17 protein-coding genes are annotated in these 19243 nt (G+C 71.4%); 11 read left to right on the plus strand and 6 right to left on the minus strand.

The genetic code is table 11. The features are described 5' to 3' along the window. From EDD28_RS12785 to EDD28_RS12800, 4 genes are read left to right on the plus strand one after another with little or no spacing between them, the layout of a single operon-like run. Entirely contained in the window at positions 1-657 is a 657-nt protein-coding gene (locus EDD28_RS12785) for a hypothetical protein (RefSeq protein WP_123740185.1), read from the plus strand. Continuing rightward, on the plus strand, positions 654-1697 hold the full coding sequence (locus EDD28_RS12790; RefSeq protein WP_148059621.1) for a hypothetical protein: 1044 nt from the start codon (positions 654-656) through the stop codon (positions 1695-1697). The genes EDD28_RS12785 and EDD28_RS12790 overlap by 4 nt, the downstream gene beginning before the upstream one ends. Then, positions 1688-2302, plus strand: a complete 615-nt coding sequence (locus EDD28_RS12795; protein ID WP_123740187.1) for an ABC transporter ATP-binding protein — start codon at positions 1688-1690, stop codon at positions 2300-2302. The genes EDD28_RS12790 and EDD28_RS12795 overlap by 10 nt, the downstream gene beginning before the upstream one ends. Further along, on the plus strand, positions 2299-3378 hold the full coding sequence (locus EDD28_RS12800; protein ID WP_123740188.1) for a hypothetical protein: 1080 nt from the start codon (positions 2299-2301) through the stop codon (positions 3376-3378). The genes EDD28_RS12795 and EDD28_RS12800 overlap by 4 nt, the downstream gene beginning before the upstream one ends. A gap of 43 nt (positions 3379-3421) precedes the next feature. Here the strand turns inward: EDD28_RS12800 and EDD28_RS12805 are convergent, their stop codons facing one another. The 3 genes from EDD28_RS12805 to EDD28_RS12815 form a co-directional block, all read right to left on the minus strand. Beyond that, entirely contained in the window at positions 3422-4231 is an 810-nt protein-coding gene (locus EDD28_RS12805; RefSeq protein WP_123740189.1) for a purine-nucleoside phosphorylase, read from the minus strand. Then, complete coding sequence (locus EDD28_RS12810) at positions 4228-5721, minus strand: purine-cytosine permease family protein (protein ID WP_211339229.1); 1494 nt, start codon at positions 5719-5721, stop codon at positions 4228-4230. Before EDD28_RS12810 ends, EDD28_RS12805 begins: the two co-directional genes overlap by 4 nt. 138 nt (positions 5722-5859) lie before the next feature. Continuing rightward, entirely contained in the window at positions 5860-6762 is a 903-nt protein-coding gene (locus EDD28_RS12815) for a hypothetical protein (protein ID WP_123740190.1), read from the minus strand. A 139-nt stretch (positions 6763-6901) separates the two neighbouring features. On the opposite strand from EDD28_RS12815, the gene EDD28_RS12820 reads away from it, so the two are divergent. Genes EDD28_RS12820 through EDD28_RS12835 form a run of 4 tightly spaced genes read left to right on the plus strand, consistent with a single transcriptional unit; the run spans position 6902 to position 12477 of the window. Further along, positions 6902-8467, plus strand: coding sequence for a Re/Si-specific NAD(P)(+) transhydrogenase subunit alpha (locus EDD28_RS12820; protein ID WP_123740191.1), 1566 nt, complete (start codon positions 6902-6904; stop codon positions 8465-8467). Beyond that, positions 8464-9858 (plus strand): Re/Si-specific NAD(P)(+) transhydrogenase subunit beta, encoded by a 1395-nt coding sequence (gene pntB / locus EDD28_RS12825; RefSeq protein WP_123740192.1) that lies wholly within the window; start codon positions 8464-8466, stop codon positions 9856-9858. The genes EDD28_RS12820 and pntB overlap by 4 nt, the downstream gene beginning before the upstream one ends. A gap of 50 nt (positions 9859-9908) precedes the next feature. Next, on the plus strand, positions 9909-10751 hold the full coding sequence (locus EDD28_RS12830) for an HAD-IIB family hydrolase (protein WP_123740896.1): 843 nt from the start codon (positions 9909-9911) through the stop codon (positions 10749-10751). Positions 10752-10764: 13 nt separating this feature from the next. Continuing rightward, the gene (locus EDD28_RS12835) at positions 10765-12477 is read left to right on the plus strand and encodes a hypothetical protein (RefSeq protein WP_123740193.1); all 1713 of its coding nucleotides are present in this window, start codon (positions 10765-10767) and stop codon (positions 12475-12477) included. Positions 12478-12498: 21 nt separating this feature from the next. Here EDD28_RS12835 and EDD28_RS12840 read toward each other — a convergent pair whose 3' ends face one another. Genes EDD28_RS12840 through EDD28_RS12850 form a run of 3 tightly spaced genes read right to left on the minus strand, consistent with a single transcriptional unit; the run spans position 12499 to position 16003 of the window. Beyond that, positions 12499-13344 carry a transglutaminase family protein gene (locus EDD28_RS12840; protein WP_123740194.1) on the minus strand — a complete coding sequence of 282 codons (846 nt, stop codon included), beginning with the start codon at positions 13342-13344 and terminating at the stop codon, positions 12499-12501. Continuing rightward, positions 13341-14267, minus strand: a complete 927-nt coding sequence (locus EDD28_RS12845; RefSeq protein WP_123740195.1) for an alpha-E domain-containing protein — start codon at positions 14265-14267, stop codon at positions 13341-13343. Before EDD28_RS12845 ends, EDD28_RS12840 begins: the two co-directional genes overlap by 4 nt. Further along, the gene (locus tag EDD28_RS12850; RefSeq protein ID WP_123740196.1) at positions 14261-16003 is read right to left on the minus strand and encodes a circularly permuted type 2 ATP-grasp protein; all 1743 of its coding nucleotides are present in this window, start codon (positions 16001-16003) and stop codon (positions 14261-14263) included. Before EDD28_RS12850 ends, EDD28_RS12845 begins: the two co-directional genes overlap by 7 nt. Positions 16004-16354: 351 nt before the next feature. Between EDD28_RS12850 and EDD28_RS12855 the strand changes: the two genes are divergently transcribed. The 3 genes from EDD28_RS12855 (at position 16355) to EDD28_RS12870 (ending at position 19213) form a co-directional block, all read left to right on the plus strand. Continuing rightward, complete coding sequence (locus tag EDD28_RS12855; RefSeq protein ID WP_148059622.1) at positions 16355-16753, plus strand: hypothetical protein; 399 nt, start codon at positions 16355-16357, stop codon at positions 16751-16753. A 1606-nt stretch (positions 16754-18359) separates the two neighbouring features. Next, the gene (locus tag EDD28_RS18110) at positions 18360-18494 is read left to right on the plus strand and encodes a hypothetical protein (protein WP_281272567.1); all 135 of its coding nucleotides are present in this window, start codon (positions 18360-18362) and stop codon (positions 18492-18494) included. A gap of 74 nt (positions 18495-18568) precedes the next feature. After that, positions 18569-19213, plus strand: a complete 645-nt coding sequence (locus EDD28_RS12870) for a hypothetical protein (protein WP_123740199.1) — start codon at positions 18569-18571, stop codon at positions 19211-19213. The last annotated feature ends 30 nt before the right edge of the window (positions 19214-19243 follow it).

The raw sequence follows: 19243 nt of genomic DNA on the forward strand, positions 1-19243 counted from the left end.
GTGCTGGTTCTGGACCTGCCGCGGTGTCGAGACACCCGTTCCCTCCGACGTCCCGGCGCCACGCTCGTCGGGCTCGCGCTCGCGGCGGGACTGATCGGCGGCACCGGATGTACCGATGCGTCCTCAGCCGGGGCGTCGGCCGAGTCGCCGACCGGACCGCGGCCGACGTTCACGGGCCCGTACGCGGCGGAGTTCGAGAAGTACTACGACGAGGCGACGACGGACTTCGAGCGAGAGGTGCTCGCGACGAGCGAGGTCACCGACGCTGCCTACGCCGAGATGGAGGAACGCTTCTCCTCGTGCCTGGCTGACGGCGGGATCGAGTTCAGCGGGTTCGAGCCAGACGGCGCCTACGAGACCTCGCTGGCGCCCAACGGGGCCGACACCATGGCCATCGTGAACGAGTGCGCCGAGACGACCGGGGCGAACACGATCGGCCTGCTGCACGACCTCATGTTCGCCGACCCGGAGAACCTCGGCGGGCCGGTCGTCATGGCGGAGTGTCTGGTGCGCACCGGGATCGTCGACGAGGGCTACACCGGCGAGGACTACACACGCGACCTCGACGGTCGGTTCCGGGACATGAGGGCGCTCCCGGCCGAGGAGTGGACCGCCTTCGTCGGCTGCACCGCAGACTCCTCCGGGTACGCACGGTGAGGGAACGGCGCGCCCGGTCGGGGCTGGCGGTGATCGCCGCGGTCTCGCTGGCTGCCAGCGCGAGCCTGGTGACGGCTCTCGTCCTTCGGCCCCCGCCGCCGCCGGAGCTGACCGGCCCGGGCGGCGGGGGTTCCGCCCCCGTCGACGCGATCGAGTTCTGGGACGAGCGCGCCGTCACGCTGGAGCCCGACTGGGAGCGTCCCGTGGAGGTGCGCTCGCCGGGGGCCGGCATGGTGACGGCCGACTCGTGCTTTGCGGGGCGTGCGCTGCTCGGTGGTGAGAGCTTGCTGTCGCTCGGTGGGATCGAGGTGGTCATGATCGACACGGCCGTTCCGCTGTGGCGCGACCTGGTGCCGGGGGACGTCGGCCCGGACGTCGATGCCGTCGAGGAGCTGGTGGTCCGTCGCGGCGAGCCGGCACAGGTGTCCGGGGCGCTCTCCGAGGCGACGATCGCTGCCTTCGACGCTGCCGTCGGTGGTGGGCCGATCGTCCGGGACGGCGTCCGAGTCCTCGCGGCCGACCGCGCCATGTGGGTTCCTCCCGGTGAGCCGACGGTGGACGACTGCGTCGTGACCGTTGGGCAGACGGTCGAGCCCGGCGAGGTGGTCGCGACGCTCACGCCGACCCTGCGGTCGCTCGAGGTCGTGGTCGACGGCGGGGTGGACGGCGTGGATGGCGGGGACGACGACCCTTCGGCCCGCTCGCTCGTCGTCGACGGTATCGAGGTCCACCTGCCGGACGGCGGCGTCCTGTCCGGTGACGACCTCGATGCCCTGGCGTCGGCACCGTCGCTGAGAGCTCAGAGCCTCGAGAGCGGTCCGCCGGTCGGTACCACCCGTCGTCGCGACCCGATCGCCGCCTACGTCGTGCCGCCTGCGGCCATCACCGTCGCGATCGACGGCACGACATGTGTCCACAGCGACGGCGAGGTCCGCGTGGTCGAGGTCGTCGGTTCCGAGCTCGGTCGGACCTACGTCACGAGCCCGGTCGAGCTGGCGCGGGTCGAGACCGGACGAACCGAGGCACCCTCGTGCGGGTAGACCTGCACGAGCTCGGCTTCCGCTATGGGGACGGGCCGTGGCTGTTCCGGGACGTCTCGTGCCGTCTGGTCCCGGGGGAGAGCTACGCACTCGCCGGACCGTCCGGCAGCGGCAAGAGCACCCTGCTCGCTCTGCTCGCCGGGTGGCTCGTCCCGACCCTCGGGCAGGTGCAGCGCCCGGGGATCGCACGGGTGGGCTGGGTCTTCCAGCACCCGGTGGGCACACCGAGGCGCACTGCCGTCGACCACGTGGCGCTGCCACTGCTCGCGAGGGGCGCGCGACCGGCACGGGCACTCGACGAGGCCGCGGACCTGCTGGCCCGGTTCGGGCTCGCCGGGGTGGTCGACCATGAGTTCCGCGCGCTCTCGGGCGGTGAGGCGCAGCGCGTGATGTTCGCGAGGGCGGTGGCGGCGGATCCCGATCTGCTCCTGCTCGACGAGCCGACCGCCCAGCTCGACCGAGAGACCTCCACCTCGATCAACGCAACCATCGACTCGCTTCGGTCGAGCGGGCGCGTCGTGGTGGTCGCCACCCACGACCCCGACACGCAGGAGCGGTGCACGGAACGGATCGACCTGAGCGACGAGAGCCCGCGGCCGTCATGAGGCTCGAGGCGATCCTGCGGGAGGCGCGAGCTGGCCTGGCCTCGGCGACCGCGCGTGTCGCGGCCGTGCTGGGGGCCGCGCTCGTCCTCGTTCTGGTGACGACCGGCATCGACCGCCTCGTCATCGCGCAGTCCGTCGATCGAGCCTTCGAGTTCCAGGCCCGTGGCGGGGCCGTCCAGGTCGTGAGTGCACCGGGAGGAATCGACGGGTCTCGGTGCGAGGGACTCTCACGCCTCGACGGGGTGTCGTCGGCGGGCGCCCTGTCCCACCTGGACGGACGACGCGCCAGCGCGGCCGTCCTTCCCGACGCCCCGTTCGCCCTTCCCCGGGTCACGCCCGCATTCGTGGACGTGCTGGGTGGCAGGCGGCCGAGCGCCGTCGGCATCGTCCTGTCCGCCGAGCTCGCGGATGCGACGGAGCTCGTCCCCGGCGACGCCCTTCATCTCGTGGTCGGAGGCTCGACGAGGCCGTCGCCAACGGTCGTGGCGATCCTCGACGTCCCCGCGGACGTGCACCGGGCGGGGCTGGGCTACTCCGCGCTCGACGTGGCGCCGTCGTCCGGGGTCTTCGACGAGTGCTGGGTGGAGGTCTGGCCGCCCGATCCGAACCTCAGACCCATGCTGTTCCTCTCGGTGTCGCAGGGTGCCAGCTCGGAGGCACCGGTGATCGAGCAGCTCGTGCCCCGTCTCGGCGACGGCACGGCGATCGCGGGGGCCTACGGAGAGCGGATCACCAGAGGCGCTCCGGCACTGCTCCTGACCGGTGCGCTCGCCCTCGGGTTCTTCTCGGTCAGGCTGCGTCGGACGGAGCTCTCCTCCGCCCGGCACGCCGGGGTCTCCGCCGTCGACGTGCTGGCCGTCGTCCTGGCGGAGACCATGGTCTGGGCGTCGTCGGTTGGGCTCCTGGCGGTTGCCTGCTCGACGGCGGTGATGGCGAGCGTCGACCAGCTGGCCAACGGAGCACGAGCGGGCCTCGTCGATGCCGCCGTCCTCGTCCTCGGGGTGATCATCGGTGCCACGGCCGGCTGCCTCACCGTTCGCGAACGAGACTTCGCACGCTACTCGCGGGACCGGTGACGCAGTCCCCGGCCCCGGCGATCGTCGCCACGACGGTGGGTAGCTACTCGCTCGCGAGCGCTTCCTCGATCGCCCGACGCAGCGTCTCCCGGGAGGAGGCGGCCGCCGCGAGCACCGTGTCGCTGCCGACGGGTTCCGTCGCGAACGACAGGTCGGACACGACGGACAGGCCGGCGACGCGCAGCCCGAGGGCCGCGGCCATGAGCGCCTCGTGCACGGTCGACATCCCGACGACGTCGACGCCCGAGGCCGCCAGCAGCCGCGTCTCGGCCATGGTCTGGTACTCCGGTCCGCGCAGCTGCGCGTACGTTCCCTCGCGGTGGGTGACGCTCGCCGTCGCGGCGGCGAGGGTGCGGTCCCAGACGCCCCGCGGGTCGAGGAACACCGTGCCGTCGAACGGGGAGGAACCCGTGAGGTTGAGGTGGTCGACGATCGTGACGACGTCGCCCAGCCGCCAGTCCCGCAGGCAGCCGTTGGCGTTGGTGAGCACGACGCGGGAGGCGCCGGCCGCCGCCGCGATCCGCACCAGCGCCGTCACGAACGGCCGCTCGACCCCCTCGTAGAGGTGGGTGCGGCCGGAGGTCACGAGCACGCGCCGCCCGGCGAGGTCGACGACGTCCCACCGGTCCTCGTGCCCGTCGGCCGCCGGCGCCAGGACGCCCGGGAGCTCCGACAGCCGCGCCGACGCGAGGACGCCGCGCGTCGACGTCGACCACTGCGACGTGATCTCGGCGAGGCCCGAGCCGAGCACGACGAGCGCGTCGAGCCGGCCACCGGCGGCCGCCGTGATGACGTCGGCGGCGGCGCGGTCGGCGGCGGTCAGGAGCGCCGCCGGAAACTCCTCGGGTGTCACGCCGCGCCGCCGTCGAAGTGCGCGAGCGAGCCGGTCTTCTCCTGGTGCGCGACGCGCCCGCGGCACAGCACGAGGTAGCCGACGTAGCCGATGACGAGCGCGAACAGCACGCCGAGGTTCGCGTACGCCCACCCGCCGTCCTTGCCGCCGACGGCACCGAGCAGGTAGCCCTGCCAGGACAGCCAGCCCGCGGAGGTGTTGACGACGAAGCCCCACCCGACGACCGTCGCGACGACGAGGATGCCGAGCGACGTCCAGTTGACCGAGCCGTAGATGCCCTTGGCCGTGAACAGGTCGGCCTCCGCGTAGTCCTTCCGGCGCAGCGTGATGTCCGCCAGCATGACGCCGGCCCAGCCGGCGATGACGACACCGAGCGTGATGAGGAAGCCCTGGAACGCACCGAAGAACGAGTCCGTGAAGAACACGATGACGATGGTGCCGATGGTCATGATCGTGCCGTCGATGGCCGTGGCGACCGGGCGGGCGACGGGAAGGCCGGTCGCGAGCAGGGAGAGGCCGGAGGAGTAGATGTCCATGATGATGCCGCCGATGAGGCCGAGGATCGCGACGATCGCGAACGGCACGAGGAACCACGTCGGCAGGATGACGGAGATCGCACCGATCGGGTCGGCGTCGACGGCCGCGGCCAGCTCGGGGTTGGACCCGGCGAGCAGGAGACCGACGAGGACGAGCGCGACGGTCGGCAGCGCGGCGCCGAACGTCGTCCAGCCGACGACGCCGCGCGTCGACGCGGTCCGCGGCAGGTAGCGCGAGTAGTCGGCGCCGGTGTTGACCCAGCCGAGACCGAAGCCGGTCAGGACCATGACGAGCGCACCGATGACGGCGCTCGTGGGGCCGGCCGGGATGGCCGTGACGGCGGAGAAGTCGATCTTGCCGGCGATCAGGACGATGTAGACGATCGTGAGCGCGGCCGTGATCCAGGTGATCCAGGTCTGCGCCTTCATCAGCGTGTCGAACCCGAGGACGCCGGCGCCGCCGGCGACGAGCACGACCCCGACGAGGGCGATGACCTGGGCGACGGTGTGGTTCCCGAACCCGAGCGCTCCCATGACGGTCGCGGCGGCGAGCACCGCCATGACGCACAGGAACGTCTCCCAGCCCACCGTGAGGATCCAGGAGATGGCGGCCGAGATGCGGTTGCCGTTGTAGCCGAACGGGGCGCGGGACAGGACGAGGGTCGGCGCCGAGCCTCGCTTGCCGGCGATCGCGATGAGGCCGACCAGCAGGAAGCTGGCGACGACGCCGATGAGGGACGCGACGACGGCCTGGCTGAACGAGATCCCGAAGCCGAGGACCCAGGCGCCCCAGGAGATGCCGAGGACGGCGATGTTGGCCGCGAACCACGGCATGAACAGGTCGGAGGGCTTGCCCTTGCGCCTCGACTCCGGGATGACGTCCGTCCCCGCCATCTCGACGGTCAGCCCGCCGACGGTCTCGGTGAGCTGCGACGGTTCCTGGACGGTGCTCATGGCGTGCCTCTCTGCGGGTGCCGCGGCAGGCGTGCGCCGTGCCGAGCGGTGTGGGGGCCAGTGACGAGAGCAACGGTAGGGCTCCGGCGGTGGCGAGTCGAGTCTCGTCCACGGAGGGGCGCGTGGCCGAGACGCGGCTTAGGGCAGCGGCACGAGCGCCGACGTGATCCGGACCCGGTCGGCGGAGTACCAGGGGGCGAGGGCCAGCTCGATGCGGTCGCGCAGGTCGGGCGTCTCGAGCACGACCTGGACGTCGAACGTCCCTCCGATGGTGTCCGGGCCCCAGCTCAGCAGTCCCAGCTCCGCCCAGTCGTCGCCGACGGCGGAGGCCAGCGCCTCCGAGGCCGCCATCGCCTCGGCGTTCGTGGGGACCCTCGAGGAGGAGCCGGTGTCCTCGATCGTGCCGACGCAGAGCCAGCCGGGCCAGACCTCGCGCAGGCTGGCGTGCGCCGCCTCGGCGTCGGCATCCGGTGTGAGCAGCACGTTGAACTCGCTGGCGCCGTCCGAGACGTAGAGCTCGACGTACCCCGGCAGCGCGGCGGCGCGCTCCTGGAGCCGGCCGACCGCGCCCATCGGGTCGGCGGCGGTGGCCTCCTCGTCGCCGCCGCGCCACGGGTCGTCGCACAGCGGCTGGAAGTCCCGGTCGCCGCCGGGCTCGGGGGCCTCGTACCCCTCGGGCGGCTCCTGACGCACCGGCTCGGTCAGCGTGAAGGTCTCCCCGTCGAAGGTCCCGACCACCCAGCCGCTGCCCCAGGTGACGCCCGAGGCCGTCTCCGCGTCGGGCACGTCGTCCCAGTCGAGGCCGACGACGACGGGGCCGCCGCACTGCGGCGGGTAGGACTCGGCGACCCCGCCGAGACACAGCTCCGGCTCGCCGCCCTCCGCCTGGATGAGGAACGCGCGGGCCCCGTACACGATCCACGCCGTGTCGGTCGGCCCGTCGCCCGCGCCGACGGAGGTGGCGCAGCCGGCGAGGCCGGCCGCGAGCCCGGTGCCGACGGAGACCGCGGCGAGCGTCCTGGTCAGGGCTACGGTGCGCATACCCGAGAGTGTCCGGGGCGGCGACGATCTTGCACCGCCGCGGACCGAGACACCCCGTCCCACGGTGCGGACGTGACGTGCGTCTCGCCTAGGCCCATGGTCACGCCGGGAAACCGTTCGACCCGGAATGATGAGGTCCATGAACCTGGGAGTTCCTCGCGCGACGCTGACCGGCGCCAGCACCGTCGCCGCGACACCACCGACCGTCCGGGCGCTGCGCAAGCTCGGCTACGACGTCCTCGTCGAGGCCGGAGCCGGTGCTCGCGCCTCGCTGCCCGACGCGCTGTACGAGACCGAGGGCGCGATGCTCACGGACGCGGCCGGGGCGTGGGGCGCCGACGTCGTGCTGCTCGTCCAGCCGCTCACGGTGGACGACGTCAACCGGCTCTCGCCGGGAGCCGCCGTCATCGCGCCCATGGCACCCGCGGCCAACCCGCAGCTCGTGACGGCCCTCGCGGCGCGCGGCGTCACGGCGCTCGCGCTGGACGCCGTCCCGCGGATCTCCCGCGCGCAGGCGCTCGACATCCTCTCGACCAACTCCAACATCGCCGGCTACCGCGCCGTCATCGAGGCGGCCGAGGCCTACTCCGGCATGTTCGGCGGGCAGGTGACGGCCGCCGGCAAGACGGCGCCCGCGACCGTGTTCGTCATCGGCGCCGGGGTCGCCGGCCTCGCCGCGATCGGCGCCGCGAGCAGTCTCGGCGCCCAGGTGCGGGCCTTCGACGTCCGGCCCGAGGCCGGCGAGCAGATCGCCTCGATGGGCGGCACCCCCGTGGTCGCGCCGCAGGCGCAGCAGGAGATCGCCGCCGACGGCTACGCCAAGCCGCTGACGCCCGAGCAGCAGGCCGCCGCCATGGACGTGTACGCGGCCGAGACCGCCACCGCCGACGTCGTCATCACGACGGCGCTCGTCCGCGGCTCCGCTCCCACGACCATCACGTCCGCCATGGTCGAGGCGATGCGCCCCGGCAGCGTCATCGTCGACCTGGCCGCCTCGGGCGGCGGGAACTGCGAGGAGACCGAGCCGGGCGAGCGCATCGTCACGCGAGGCGGCGTCACGATCATCGGGGACCGCGACCTCACGGCCGCGATGCCCCGGCACACCTCGCAGCTCCTCGGGACGAACATCGTCAACCTGCTCACGCTCATGACGCCCGGCAAGGACGGGCAGCTCGTGCTCGACCTGGACGACGTCGTCGTCCGCGGCATGACCGTGACCGCCGGCGACGAGGTGCTCTGGCCGCCGCCGCCCGTGCAGGTCTCGGCCGCACCGGCCGCCACGACGGCCCCGGCCCCCACCGCCGAGGAGCTCGCGGCCCGCGCCGCGGCGGCCGAGGAGGCTGCGCGGGGCAGGGCCAGGCGCCGCATGCTCTGGTACGCGCTCGGGGCGGTGCTCCTCGCGCTCGGGCTCTCGTTCTCGCCCGGCGCGTTCCTCGGCCACTTCTGGATCTTCGCACTCGCCGTCGTCATCGGCTTCTACGTCATCTCGCAGGTGAGCCACTCGCTGCACACCCCGCTCATGGCGCAGACCAACGCCATCTCGGGGATCATCCTCGTCGGCGCGCTGCTCCAGCTCGGCAGCGACAACCCGTGGGTCACCGGCCTCGCGTTCGTCGCGGCCGCCGTGGCCAGCATCAACATCTTCGGAGGCTTCCTCGTGACCTACCGGATGCTCGGCATGTTCCGGACGGGGGACGCGAAGTGAGTCTCGTCGCCGTCGCGCAGGTCAGCTACCTCGTCGCCGCCGTCCTGTTCATCCTGTCCCTCGCGGGTCTGTCGAAGCAGACGACGGCCCTGCGCGGCAACCTCCTCGGCATGGTCGGGATGGGTCTCGCGCTCGCCGCGACGATCGTGCTCGCGCTCGACGTCGCGCGGTACGGACGCGGCGTCCTCGTCACGGCCCTGCTCATCGCGCTCGTGCTGCTCATCGGGGCCGGCGTCGGAACCTGGCGCGCGCGCACGGTCGAGATGACGCAGATGCCGGAGCTCATCGCGATCCTGCACTCGTTCGTCGGGCTCGCGGCCGTGCTCGTCGGGATCAACTCGTTCCTGCTCGAGCGGGAGGGCGCCGTCCACCTCGTCGAGGTGTTCCTCGGGGTCTTCATCGGCGCCGTCACGTTCACGGGCTCGATCGTCGCCTACCTCAAGCTCGCGGCGAAGATCCCCTCCCGCGCGCTCACGCTGCCCGGCAAGCACGCGATCAACCTCGGGCTCGTCGTCGCCTCGGCCGGGCTGGGAGCCTGGTTCGTCGCCGCCCCGAGCATCGTGCCGCTGCTGCTCATGACGCTCCTGGCGCTCGCGCTCGGCTGGCACCTCGTCGCCTCGATCGGCGGCGGGGACATGCCCGTCGTCGTCTCGATGCTCAACTCCTACTCGGGGTGGGCCGCCGCGGCCGCCGGCTTCATGCTCGGCAACGACCTGCTCATCGTGACGGGTGCGCTCGTCGGCTCCTCCGGTGCGATCCTCAGCTACATCATGTGCAAGGCCATGAACCGCTCGTTCGTCTCCGTCATCCTCGGCGGGTTCGGCGAGGGGACGACCTCGTCGGCGTCCTCGGCCGCCGGCGAGCAGGGCGAGCACCGCGAGACGACGGCGGAGGAGGTGGCCGCCGAGCTGCTCGCCGCTCGGTCCGTCGTCATCACCCCCGGCTACGGCATGGCCGTCGCGAAGGCGCAGTACCCCGTGGCCGAGCTCGTCTCGAAGCTGCGCGCGCGGGGCGTCGACGTGCGCTTCGGCGTCCACCCGGTGGCCGGGCGGCTGCCCGGCCACATGAACGTGCTGCTCGCCGAGGCCAAGGTCCCCTACGACATCGTCCTGGAGATGGACGAGGTCAACGACGACCTGCCGGAGACCGACGTCGTGCTCGTCATCGGCGCCAACGACACGGTCAACCCGGCGGCACAGGACGACCCGACGTCGCCGATCGCCGGCATGCCCGTGCTCGAGGTGTGGAAGGCCGGTCACGTCGTGGTCTTCAAGCGCTCGATGGCCGTGGGGTACGCGGGCGTGCAGAACCCGCTGTTCTTCAAGGACAACACCTCGATGCTGTTCGGGGACGCCAAGGAGCGCGTCGAGGACATCGTCAAGGCGCTGTGAGCCGCGGTGCCGTGAGCCGGGACGACGCTGCGCGCGCCTACAGTGGTCGGGTGACCGCTGCCCCCGTGCCATCGCTCGTCGCGTTCGACCTCGACGACACGCTCGCCCCCTCGAAGTCCCCGCTGCCCGACGCGGTGGCGGACCTGCTGCTCGAGCTGCTCCGCCGCGTCCAGGTCTGCGTCATCTCCGGCGGCCAGTACGGCCAGTTCCGGACGCAGGTGCTCGACCGGCTCGAGGCAAGGGGGCTCACCCCCGAGCTGGCCGAGCGGCTCCACCTCATGCCGACCTGTGGCACGACGTACTACCGGTGGGCCGGACATGGGTTCGACCAGGTCTACGCGCACACGCTGACAGCGGCGGAGCGGGACGCGGCCCTGGCCGCGCTCGAGACGGAGGCGATGCGGCTCGGGCTCTGGGAGACCGAGACGTGGGGGCCCGTCCTCGAGGACCGGGGCACCCAGATCACGTTCTCCGCGCTCGGCCAGGCGGCACCCGTCGAGGCCAAGACGGCCTGGGACCCGACGGGGGAGCGCAAGGCGGCCCTGCGTGACGCGGTCGCGCCGCTGCTGCCCGACCTCGAGGTGCGCTCCGGTGGCTCGACGTCGATCGACGTCACCCGCAAGGGCGTCGACAAGGCGTACGGCATGACCGAGCTCGCCAGCCTGGCGGGGGTGGCGCTGGACGACATGCTCTTCGTCGGCGACCGGCTCGACGAGGGCGGCAACGACCGGCCCGTGCTCGACCTCGGGGTCCGGTGCCACGCCGTCGAGGGCTGGGAGGACACGGCCGACTACCTGACCGGTCTCCTGCCGACGCTGCCGGAACCGACGCTGCCGGAACCGACGCTGCCCGAGCCCACGCTGCCGGCGGTGACGCCGTCGGCGCCGGCGTGACGGGATAGGCGCGGTGCTGCGCAGGGGCCGGCGTCCCGGGTCGGCGCTGCTCGCGGGGCTCGCCGGGCTTGTCGCGGCCGCACTGGTGCTCGCCGGCTGCTCGGGCTACGAGGTGCTCGAGCCCGACCCCGGGACGAGTCCCGAGCCGGGGGCGACCGTCGTCGAGGGCGTCGCGGACGGTGAGATCGGCGGCACCGACGCCGCCTCGCGCGCCATCGCGGCGAGCCGGACGTTCTTCTCCTCGGCGGCGCTCGTCGTGCTGACCGCCGACACCGACGACGACCTGCTGCGCGCCGGCTCGCTCGCCGTCACGCTGGGTGTTCCGGCGCTCGTGGTCCAGGAGGGCTCGCTCGCCGCGCGCGACGCTCTCGTGGCCGAGCTGGAGCGGCTCGAGGCACGGACGGTGCTCGTCGTCGGCGACGTCGAGGTGCCGGACGTGTCCGAGCACCGGCCGATGCTCCGCGTCGTCCCGGCGCCGGTCGACGTCGTCGCCCTCCAGGTCGTGATCGGCCACGACCTCGACGGCGAGATCCCGGTGCCGGCCGACGGCGCCATCCAGGCCCTCGCGGACGCGACCTCGCCGTTCCACTGGCTGCTGACGCTCGAGCGCGAACCCGACGCCGCCGCCGAGCCGACACCCGACCCAGGCGATCTCGCCACGCTGCCGGGCCTGCCGTCCTACGTGGCGACCGTGCGGGGGACCGGGGCCGTCGTCGTGACCCAGGAGTCGGTCGACCTCGCGCCCGCCGTCGGCACGGCGCGCGCGGCCGGCGCGGACGTCGTCGTGCTGGGGCCCAGCGGACCGCCGACGATGGCGCAGGCCGGTGGCGTCGGGACGGACGCCGTGCTCACGCTCGGCGAGCAGGCCGCGTCGCTCGGCTCACCGGCCGAGGTCGCCTACCTCACGCGCGTCGCCGCGGCCCGGGTCGAGCTGCCCGGCGGCGGCCTCACGCTGCTGCCCGGGAAGGAGTACGTCGCGCTGCGCGGACTGCCGGGCGAGCCGGACCTCGGCCCCGTCGGCGACGGGGTGGGACCGGCCGTCGACCGCTTGGTCCGGGAGACCGGCGCGCTGGACCACGCGGTCCCGACGCTCGAGCTCGCCACGACCGTCGCCATCGCCGATCCGGGTCCGACGGGCAGCTACTCGGCCTACCAGCCGCTCGAGACGCTGCGCTCCGCGGTCGCCGAGGCTCGCGAGGCCGGGGCGATGGTGCTCCTGTCGTTCCAGCCGGGGCGCGAGACCTTCATCGAGCAGCTCGAGGCGTACGCCGAGCTGCTCGCGGAGCCGAACGTCGGGATCCTCCTGGAGCCGCAGTGGCGGCTCGGGCCGGAGGAGACGCCCGAGGAGCACAGCGGCGCGGTCGGCGACGACGAGGTGGTCGCCGCGGCGACCTGGCTCGCCGACTTCACGCTCGCCCGGTCGCTCCCGCCGAAGCTGGTCGCCGTGCGGTCGCCGCTCGGGCCGTCGGCGATGACGCTGGACCGCGTGGAGGTCGCGCTCGTCGTCGTGGTCTCGGGGACGGCGGTGGCGCCCGAGGTTCCCACGCCCGAGGGCGCCGACCCCGCGGTGACGCCGCCCGTGCCCGCCGTCACGGCCGCCCAGGTGTGGAGCGGCGCGGTGGTCGACGGGCCGGCCTGGTGGGGGTGGGACCAGGGCGAGAACGCCGTGCCGCTCGCGGAGCTGCTGGCGCTCGACCCCGAGCCGGTGCTCATCACCCTGCGGTAGCTGCCGGTCGCGGCGCGCGCCTCAGCTCAGCCGGGTCACCTCGACGGACACGAACATCTCCGACCCGCTCGAACCGGCGTACACCCCGCGCAGCGGCGGCACGTCGGAGTAGTCGCGGCCGTGGCCGACGTAGACGTGCAGGTCGCCGATGTCCGTGAGGTTCGTCGGGTCATACCCTCGCCACGCTCCGGCGAACCACTCGATCCACGCGTGCGACTCACCGACGACGGGCGCGCCGACCGGCGCCTCGCGGTCGGGGTGCAGGTACCCCGACACGTACCGGGCGGGGATGCCGGCGGCACGCAGCACGCCGAGCGAGACGTGGGCGATGTCCTGGCAGACGCCGGAGCGTGCCCGCCACGACTCCTGAGCCGTCGAGTGCACCCCGGTGACCCCGGGTCGGTAGTCCATCGCGGCTCCGACGGCCTCGCAGATCGCCCGGGCGGTCGCGCCGACGTCGCCGCCCTCCCCGCGCACGCGCGCGGCCAGGTCGAGCATCTCGGCGTCGGGTGCCGTGGCCGTCGTCTGCTCGAGGCACTCGGTCAGCGTGATCGAGAACGGAACCCGCCCGGCGAGCTCGGCCCAGCCCATCGCACCCGCGGGCACCTGGTGCGGCCTGGTGTCGACGACGCTGGTCGCCCGGACCGACAGCTCCTCGTGCGGCGTGAGGACCTCGAAGGTCGACACGGTCGTGCCCCAGTAGTCCGAGTAGGTGCTCCGGCCGGCCGCGGCGGAGATCTCCAGCGCGGTGTCGATGACGAACTGGCCCTCGCGGGTGTGCGGGTGCATCCGCGCCTCGTTGTACGAGGCCGTGGCCGGGCGCTCGTACCGGAAGCCGGTCCGGTGCACGATCCTGAGCCGGCTCACAGCGCCTCCTCGATCCACACCGGCATGGCGATCGACGGGAAGTAGCGCTCCCGCACGGCGTCGCTGACGGACGCCACCCCGAGCTGCACGTCGCGCATGCTCTCCGGGAGGTTGGTCAGGATGTCGTCGATGTGGCGGAACTCCAGCTCCGAGCGGATCCGGCCGAGCCGGCGCCGCGGTCGGCTCGGCGGCCCGGTCCCGCTGGAGGGGTCGATGCCGCGCAGGCACTCCTCGGCGGCCAGGAAGCTGGCCAGCACCGATCCCGGGAACAGCCGCTCGACGAGGAGGAACTCCACGGCGGACGCCGCCGTCGGGACGGACCGGTAGGCCCGCAGGTGCGCCTCGTACCCGCCGCAGCTGCGCAGCAGCACGGACCAGTTCGAGGCGCCGGCGCCCGTCACCGAGGTGGTCGTGATGAGCCGGGCCGTCATGTCCGCGCGCTCCAGCGACCGGCCGAGGGAGAAGAACAGCCAGGCCTCGTCGCGGCTCATCGCCGAGTCGACCAGCCCGAACGCCAGCGCGGAGCGGGTGCGGACCCAGTGGAAGAACGTGTGCGTGCGATCCGCCGGCACCCGCGTCGGCACGCGGTTGTTCGTCTCGTTGAGCGTCTCCCACAGCTCGGTCGAGATGATCTCGCGCGCCCGCCGCGCGTTCTCCCGGGCCGCGCCGATCGAGTGCGCGATCGATGCCGTGTGCTCCCGGTCGAGCACGAGGCGGCGCACGACGTCCTCGCGCGTCGCCGGCCGACCCTCGACGGCCGGCGCCCCCATGACGGCCAGCAGCGTCGAGCACGTGGACCCCTCCTCGGCGCGCGGATCCTCGAGCAGGAGCTGCAGGTGCACGTCGAGCAGGCGAGCCGTCCCGTCGCCGCGTTCGACGTATCGGCCGATCCAGAACAGGGCCTCGGCGATCCGGCTCAGCACGGGTCCTCCCCGTCGCGCGTTCGGCACTGTTGTTGCTGCTGCTGCTGTTGTTGCTGGTGGCGCGCCTCGACGTCCTCGTCCTGCGGGGAGGACATGAACGGTGTGTGGGCGTCCTCGCCGTTGCCGAGCTCCGCCCCGACGAGCCGGCCCGTCGCGAGGGCCGCCTCGTCGCCCGCCGTGCTGGTCGCGGCGCGGGCCGCGATGCCGCCCGCCGTCCCGTCCCGCGGGGCTGCCGACGGTGCGTCGATCACCCAGGTGTCCTTCGACCCGCCGCCCTGGCTGGAGTTGACCACGAGCTGCCCCTCGGGGAGCGCGACCCGGGTGAGACCGCCCGGCAGGACCCAGACGTCCTCGCCGTCGTTGATCGCGAACGGCCGCAGGTCGCAGTGGCGGGGCCGGAACCCGTCCTCGACCAGCGTCGGGCTCGTCGAGAGCATGACGACGGGCTGCGCGATCCAGCCGCGCGGATCGGCCAGCAGCGTCGTGCGCAGGGCCTCGAGCTGGGCCCGCGAGGCATCCGGTCCGACGACGATTCCCTTGCCGCCGGAGCCGTCGACGGGCTTGACGACGACCTCGTCCAGCCGGTCGAGCACCTCCGCGAGGGCCTCGGGCTCCTCCAGCCGCCACGTGTCGACGTTGGGCAGGATCGGCTCCTCGCCGAGGTAGTAGCGGATGAGGTCGGGGACGTAGGTGTAGACGAGCTTGTCGTCCGCGACGCCGTTGCCGACCGCGTTGGCGATCGTGACGTTGCCGAGGCGGGCGGCGAGCATGAGGCCGGGTGCGCCGAGGACCGAGTCCGGCCGGAAGCTCAGCGGGTCCAGGAACTCGTCGTCGACCCGGCGGTAGATGACGTCGACGCGGGTCGGTCCGACCGTCGTGTGCATCCACACGCGGCCGCCGGAGCAGAACAGGTCGCGTCCCTCGACCAGCTCCACGCCCATGAGCCGGGCCAGGAGGCTGTGCTCGTAGTAGGCCGAGTTGAAGACGCCCGGGGTGAGGACGACGACGGTCGGGTCGCTCACCCCGCGCGGCGCCGCCGCGCGAAGCGTCTGGAGCAGCCGTTCGGGGTAGTCGGCCACCGGGCGCACGCGCAGGCTCGTGAACAGCTCCGGCAGGGTCTGGGCGATCGCGCGCCGGTTCGACAGGACGTAGCTGACGCCGCTGGGCACGCGGACGTTGTCCTCCAGCACCCGCCACACGCCGCCCTCGTCGCGGATGATGTCGATGCCGGCGACGTGGATCCGCACGCCGTTGGGGCCGGTGACGCCGGCGGCCTGCCGGTGGAAGTGCGTCGAGGAGCTGATGAGCGAGGCCGGGATGACGCCGTCGTGGACCGCGGCGCGCGCGCCGTAGACGTCCGCGAGGAACGCCTCGAGGGCGCGCACCCGCTGCGCGACGCCGGACTGCACGTAGCTCCAGTCGTCGGCGGAGACGACGCGGGGCACGACGTCGAGCGGGAAGGGCCGCTCCTCGCCGCCGACGTCGAACGTGACGCCCTGCGCGAGGTAGGAGCTGGCGAGGGCCTCCGTGCGGGCGCGGACCTCCTCGTCGTCGAACAGCTCCAGCGCGGCGATCAGCTCGCGGTAGGGCTCCCGGACGCCGGTCGCCCGGTCGACGGCCTCGCCGCCGTGCCCGTCGGCCCCGGCGCCCGCCGCGGGGAACATCTCGTCCCACGGCTGCCCGGTGTGCCGTCGGGGCAGGCTGCGGGAGCCGTACCCGTCGAAGAGGGTCTGCATGCGTGGATGATGTGGAGCCGCCGTTTCGACGCGGTAACGCGCGGGCGTCGGAGAGGCTACGGGGGCGGCGGAGCTCAGCCCGAGTAGCCGCGAGCGCGGTGGTCGTCAGGGGACGGTTCGGGGGTGCGGGCCTTAGCATGACCGCCACAGAGACGTTCTCGGACTCGGCAAGGGGGCCAGGTGAGTGGTGGTAGGCAGATCTTCGCCCCTTCCGTTCCTGGTGGTTACGAGTGGGCGCAGTCACTAGATGTTCGCGACCACTGGCATATCCTCGACCGGTCTGGGCTCGCGGGTACGGGGTGGCGGCCCATCCCGATGTATCTACTGACGCGGGATGATCATGGGCGACCGGTGCGTCGGGCTGATCTTCCGTGGAACTCTGGTGCCGTCATTGTGTTGCGGGACGAGGCGATCGAAGTGGTCGGAGACGTGTTGCGTGGCCACGGGGAGATCCTTCCTCTCGAGTGCTGGACGGCTCGGCTGGCCCTGTTCTCGCCGCCGCTCGTGTCCGGCGTTCTCGACGAGGACAGATCTGATCTTCTCAGATTCGACTCCGGTCGGATCATGATGTTGAAGCGTCCTGCTTTCGATCTCTCCAAGCTGGGCGGCATCAAGGCGTTCCGACTCGCGCAGATGCCACGAAACCAGATGTACCTGACCCAGAGCCTCGTCGAGGAGCTGCTCGCTACCGGAATGACCTCCGGCACGGAGTTCGTGCCGGTCGACTTCGTCGACTCCGAGACGACGTGACCCCCGTATGGGCCGGATCATCGTGTACGTCGCGCGGCGGGTACGGCGCGGGCGAACGCGGGCTGCCGGCATGATTGTCGTCATGGCAGAAGGTGTGGCTGCGTGGCATCCGATTCTTGGGTGTGGATCAGATGTCACGGAGCGGGGTCGTAATGACATGGGTGACGGCCCGGGAGCACGTTCGGACCTTGGGGGATACGATAGGGCAGGAGTGTTCCTTCAAGAAGTACGAACCGTCAGTACCCTGACTCGCGGTGTGTCTGCGACTCGGAGCCCATGGTCTGAGGGAGGTGATCTGGTGGATCGGTCCGATCTGATCCTGATTGGCTACTGGGCGGGTCTCGGTGCCGGAGACTGGCCGGGTCCGCAGTGTTTCGTGGACCATGACTGGGACGAAGAGGAGCGGGAACAGGTCGCTGACTACCTGCTCCGTGGTCTTGTGTCGCGGGCCTACATGGGCTATTCGCCGTGTCGGATCTGTGGCTGCGACAACGGCGCCCTCGAGCTGAGTGACGGCACCTATGTCTGGCCGGAAGGTCTGCGGCACTACGTTGTCGAGCACGGGGTTCGCTTGCCATCAGGGTTCGTGCTTGCACGTGCTGGCAACCTACGAGCGGGTCGAGACTGCCGAGCGGGACGCCGCATGGTGGCGTGATATCGATCCGGTGTCCGGCTGAGACCCTAGGAGGGCGGTATGAGCCGGTCGGCATGTCGGAAACTTCCCAGATATGGAGCTCTGATCCAGTCAAATGATAGCTGAGTATTCTGATCGTGAGTTCCAGCTCTGGGAGTACCGCGTCAGCCATGGCTCGCTGCTGATCCGAAGTCCCAAGGGGTCCGGCCGCTCCAAGAACATAGATCTCGAGTTCGTTGGCGTTGTCTACCTCTCGGCTCCTAGATTTCTCCGTGGCATCAGACTGGAACGCGGTAGGGGTAGGGATCGTCGGAACGTCCGCAGGGCTCTGGGGGACCGGAGTGTTGACGACGTCTTCGTCCTGGTCTCGAATGGACGTAGACACCTGATCGCGGCGGCCACATGCAAGGCGCGGGAGACGGATGATGACATCTTCGACAGTCCGTTCATTTTCCGAACCGAGGTCCGTCATGACTGCGATCGGATGTCATGAATAGGCCGGTCTGGTTGAATCTGAAGCGCAATCGTGGGTGGCCGTGGCCGGGGAACCTGGTGGACTTGAGTCCGATGTATGGAGAGGATGGTTGGTGTCGCGCGTGTGGGGTTCCGCAGATTTCCCAGGTTGGTTCGGTGATGTTGCTAAGGAGGAATCTGACGGTCAGTGGGGCATGGGTTCCCTATGGGTTGTACGATGTTCTATGTGCTGAGAGGTCGGTTGCTCTTGAGGTGGCTGAGCGCTTCGGCGTGGGGCTCCGTCCGGTTGCCTGGCCGGCGAAGTCGCCCGGCGACGCTTTTCAGCTCGAGTCTCCCGTTACCGTGGCGCCGTGGTTTGATCCTGATGAGTTGGCGGCGTGCACTGTGAGACGCCACAAGCGGGCCGGGGCGACGTGTCCTACCTGCGGTGTGTGGCGCTGGATGCCGCTTCATTATGAGGAGCTGCCCCCTCTGCGTCTGCCGAGAGAATGTGACGACATGCCGCTCGTGGCGAGTCCGGAGTGGTTCGGCGACGGGTGGATGGCGTACCACCAGGTCCTCGTTCGCCTAGACCTCGCGGAGTTTCTGGTGGAGGCGTCACCCAGAGACTTCGTCATCAAGGCGGTCAACTAGCATGCCGACAAGGGGGGATCCCAGGTGGCCCCAGATTCGGGTCGTATCATGCGCATGACCGGGGGTGGAGTTCCATGAGCTCGTCGAAGCGACAGGGTCCGATCACTGCGACCGAGCTGATGGCGCAACTGGCGAAAGACCCCGAGTATCAACGCCGCTTTCGCGAGGCCGAGGCCGTTCGGCAGGAGAGGGCACGACTTCTAGGGGTTGCTGAGCAACCCATCGTCCAGGATCTGAGTGCCGTCGGCATTGTCGTGGAGTCCGTGTGGGATGTGGTGAACACTTCTGAGTCGTATCCGGATGCGCTTCCGGTGCTCATGGAGCATCTTGAGCGGGGTGGTTATCCCGAACGGATCATGGAACGTCTTGGTCGCGCTCTTGCCGTCAAATCGTCCGTGAAGTACTGGACAAGGCTGCGTCAGCGCTTTCTGGAGTCGCGTGACGTCGGCGAGGAGACCGGAGCGGCGGTGGCCCTGGCCGCCTGTGCCGGCAAGGACCAGGTCGATGACCTGATCTCACTCCTGTCGGTCGAGGCGAAGGGCGACAACCGCCTGTTCTTCGTCCGCCCGATCCTGCGACTTGGCGGGGATCGCGGGCGTGACCTGGTGGAGTCCCTGCGGGACGATCCCGTGTTCGGGAAGGAGGCGACAGCCCTGCTGGCACGCCGAAAGCCTCGGCGACGGGACGCCGATCAGAAGGAGCCTGACGGCTCCGCATGAACCGAGGTCCGAGCGCTGAGAAGGCGCAGT

This window comes from Salana multivorans (assembly GCF_003751805.1).
Lineage (GTDB): Bacteria > Actinomycetota > Actinomycetes > Actinomycetales > Beutenbergiaceae > Salana > Salana multivorans.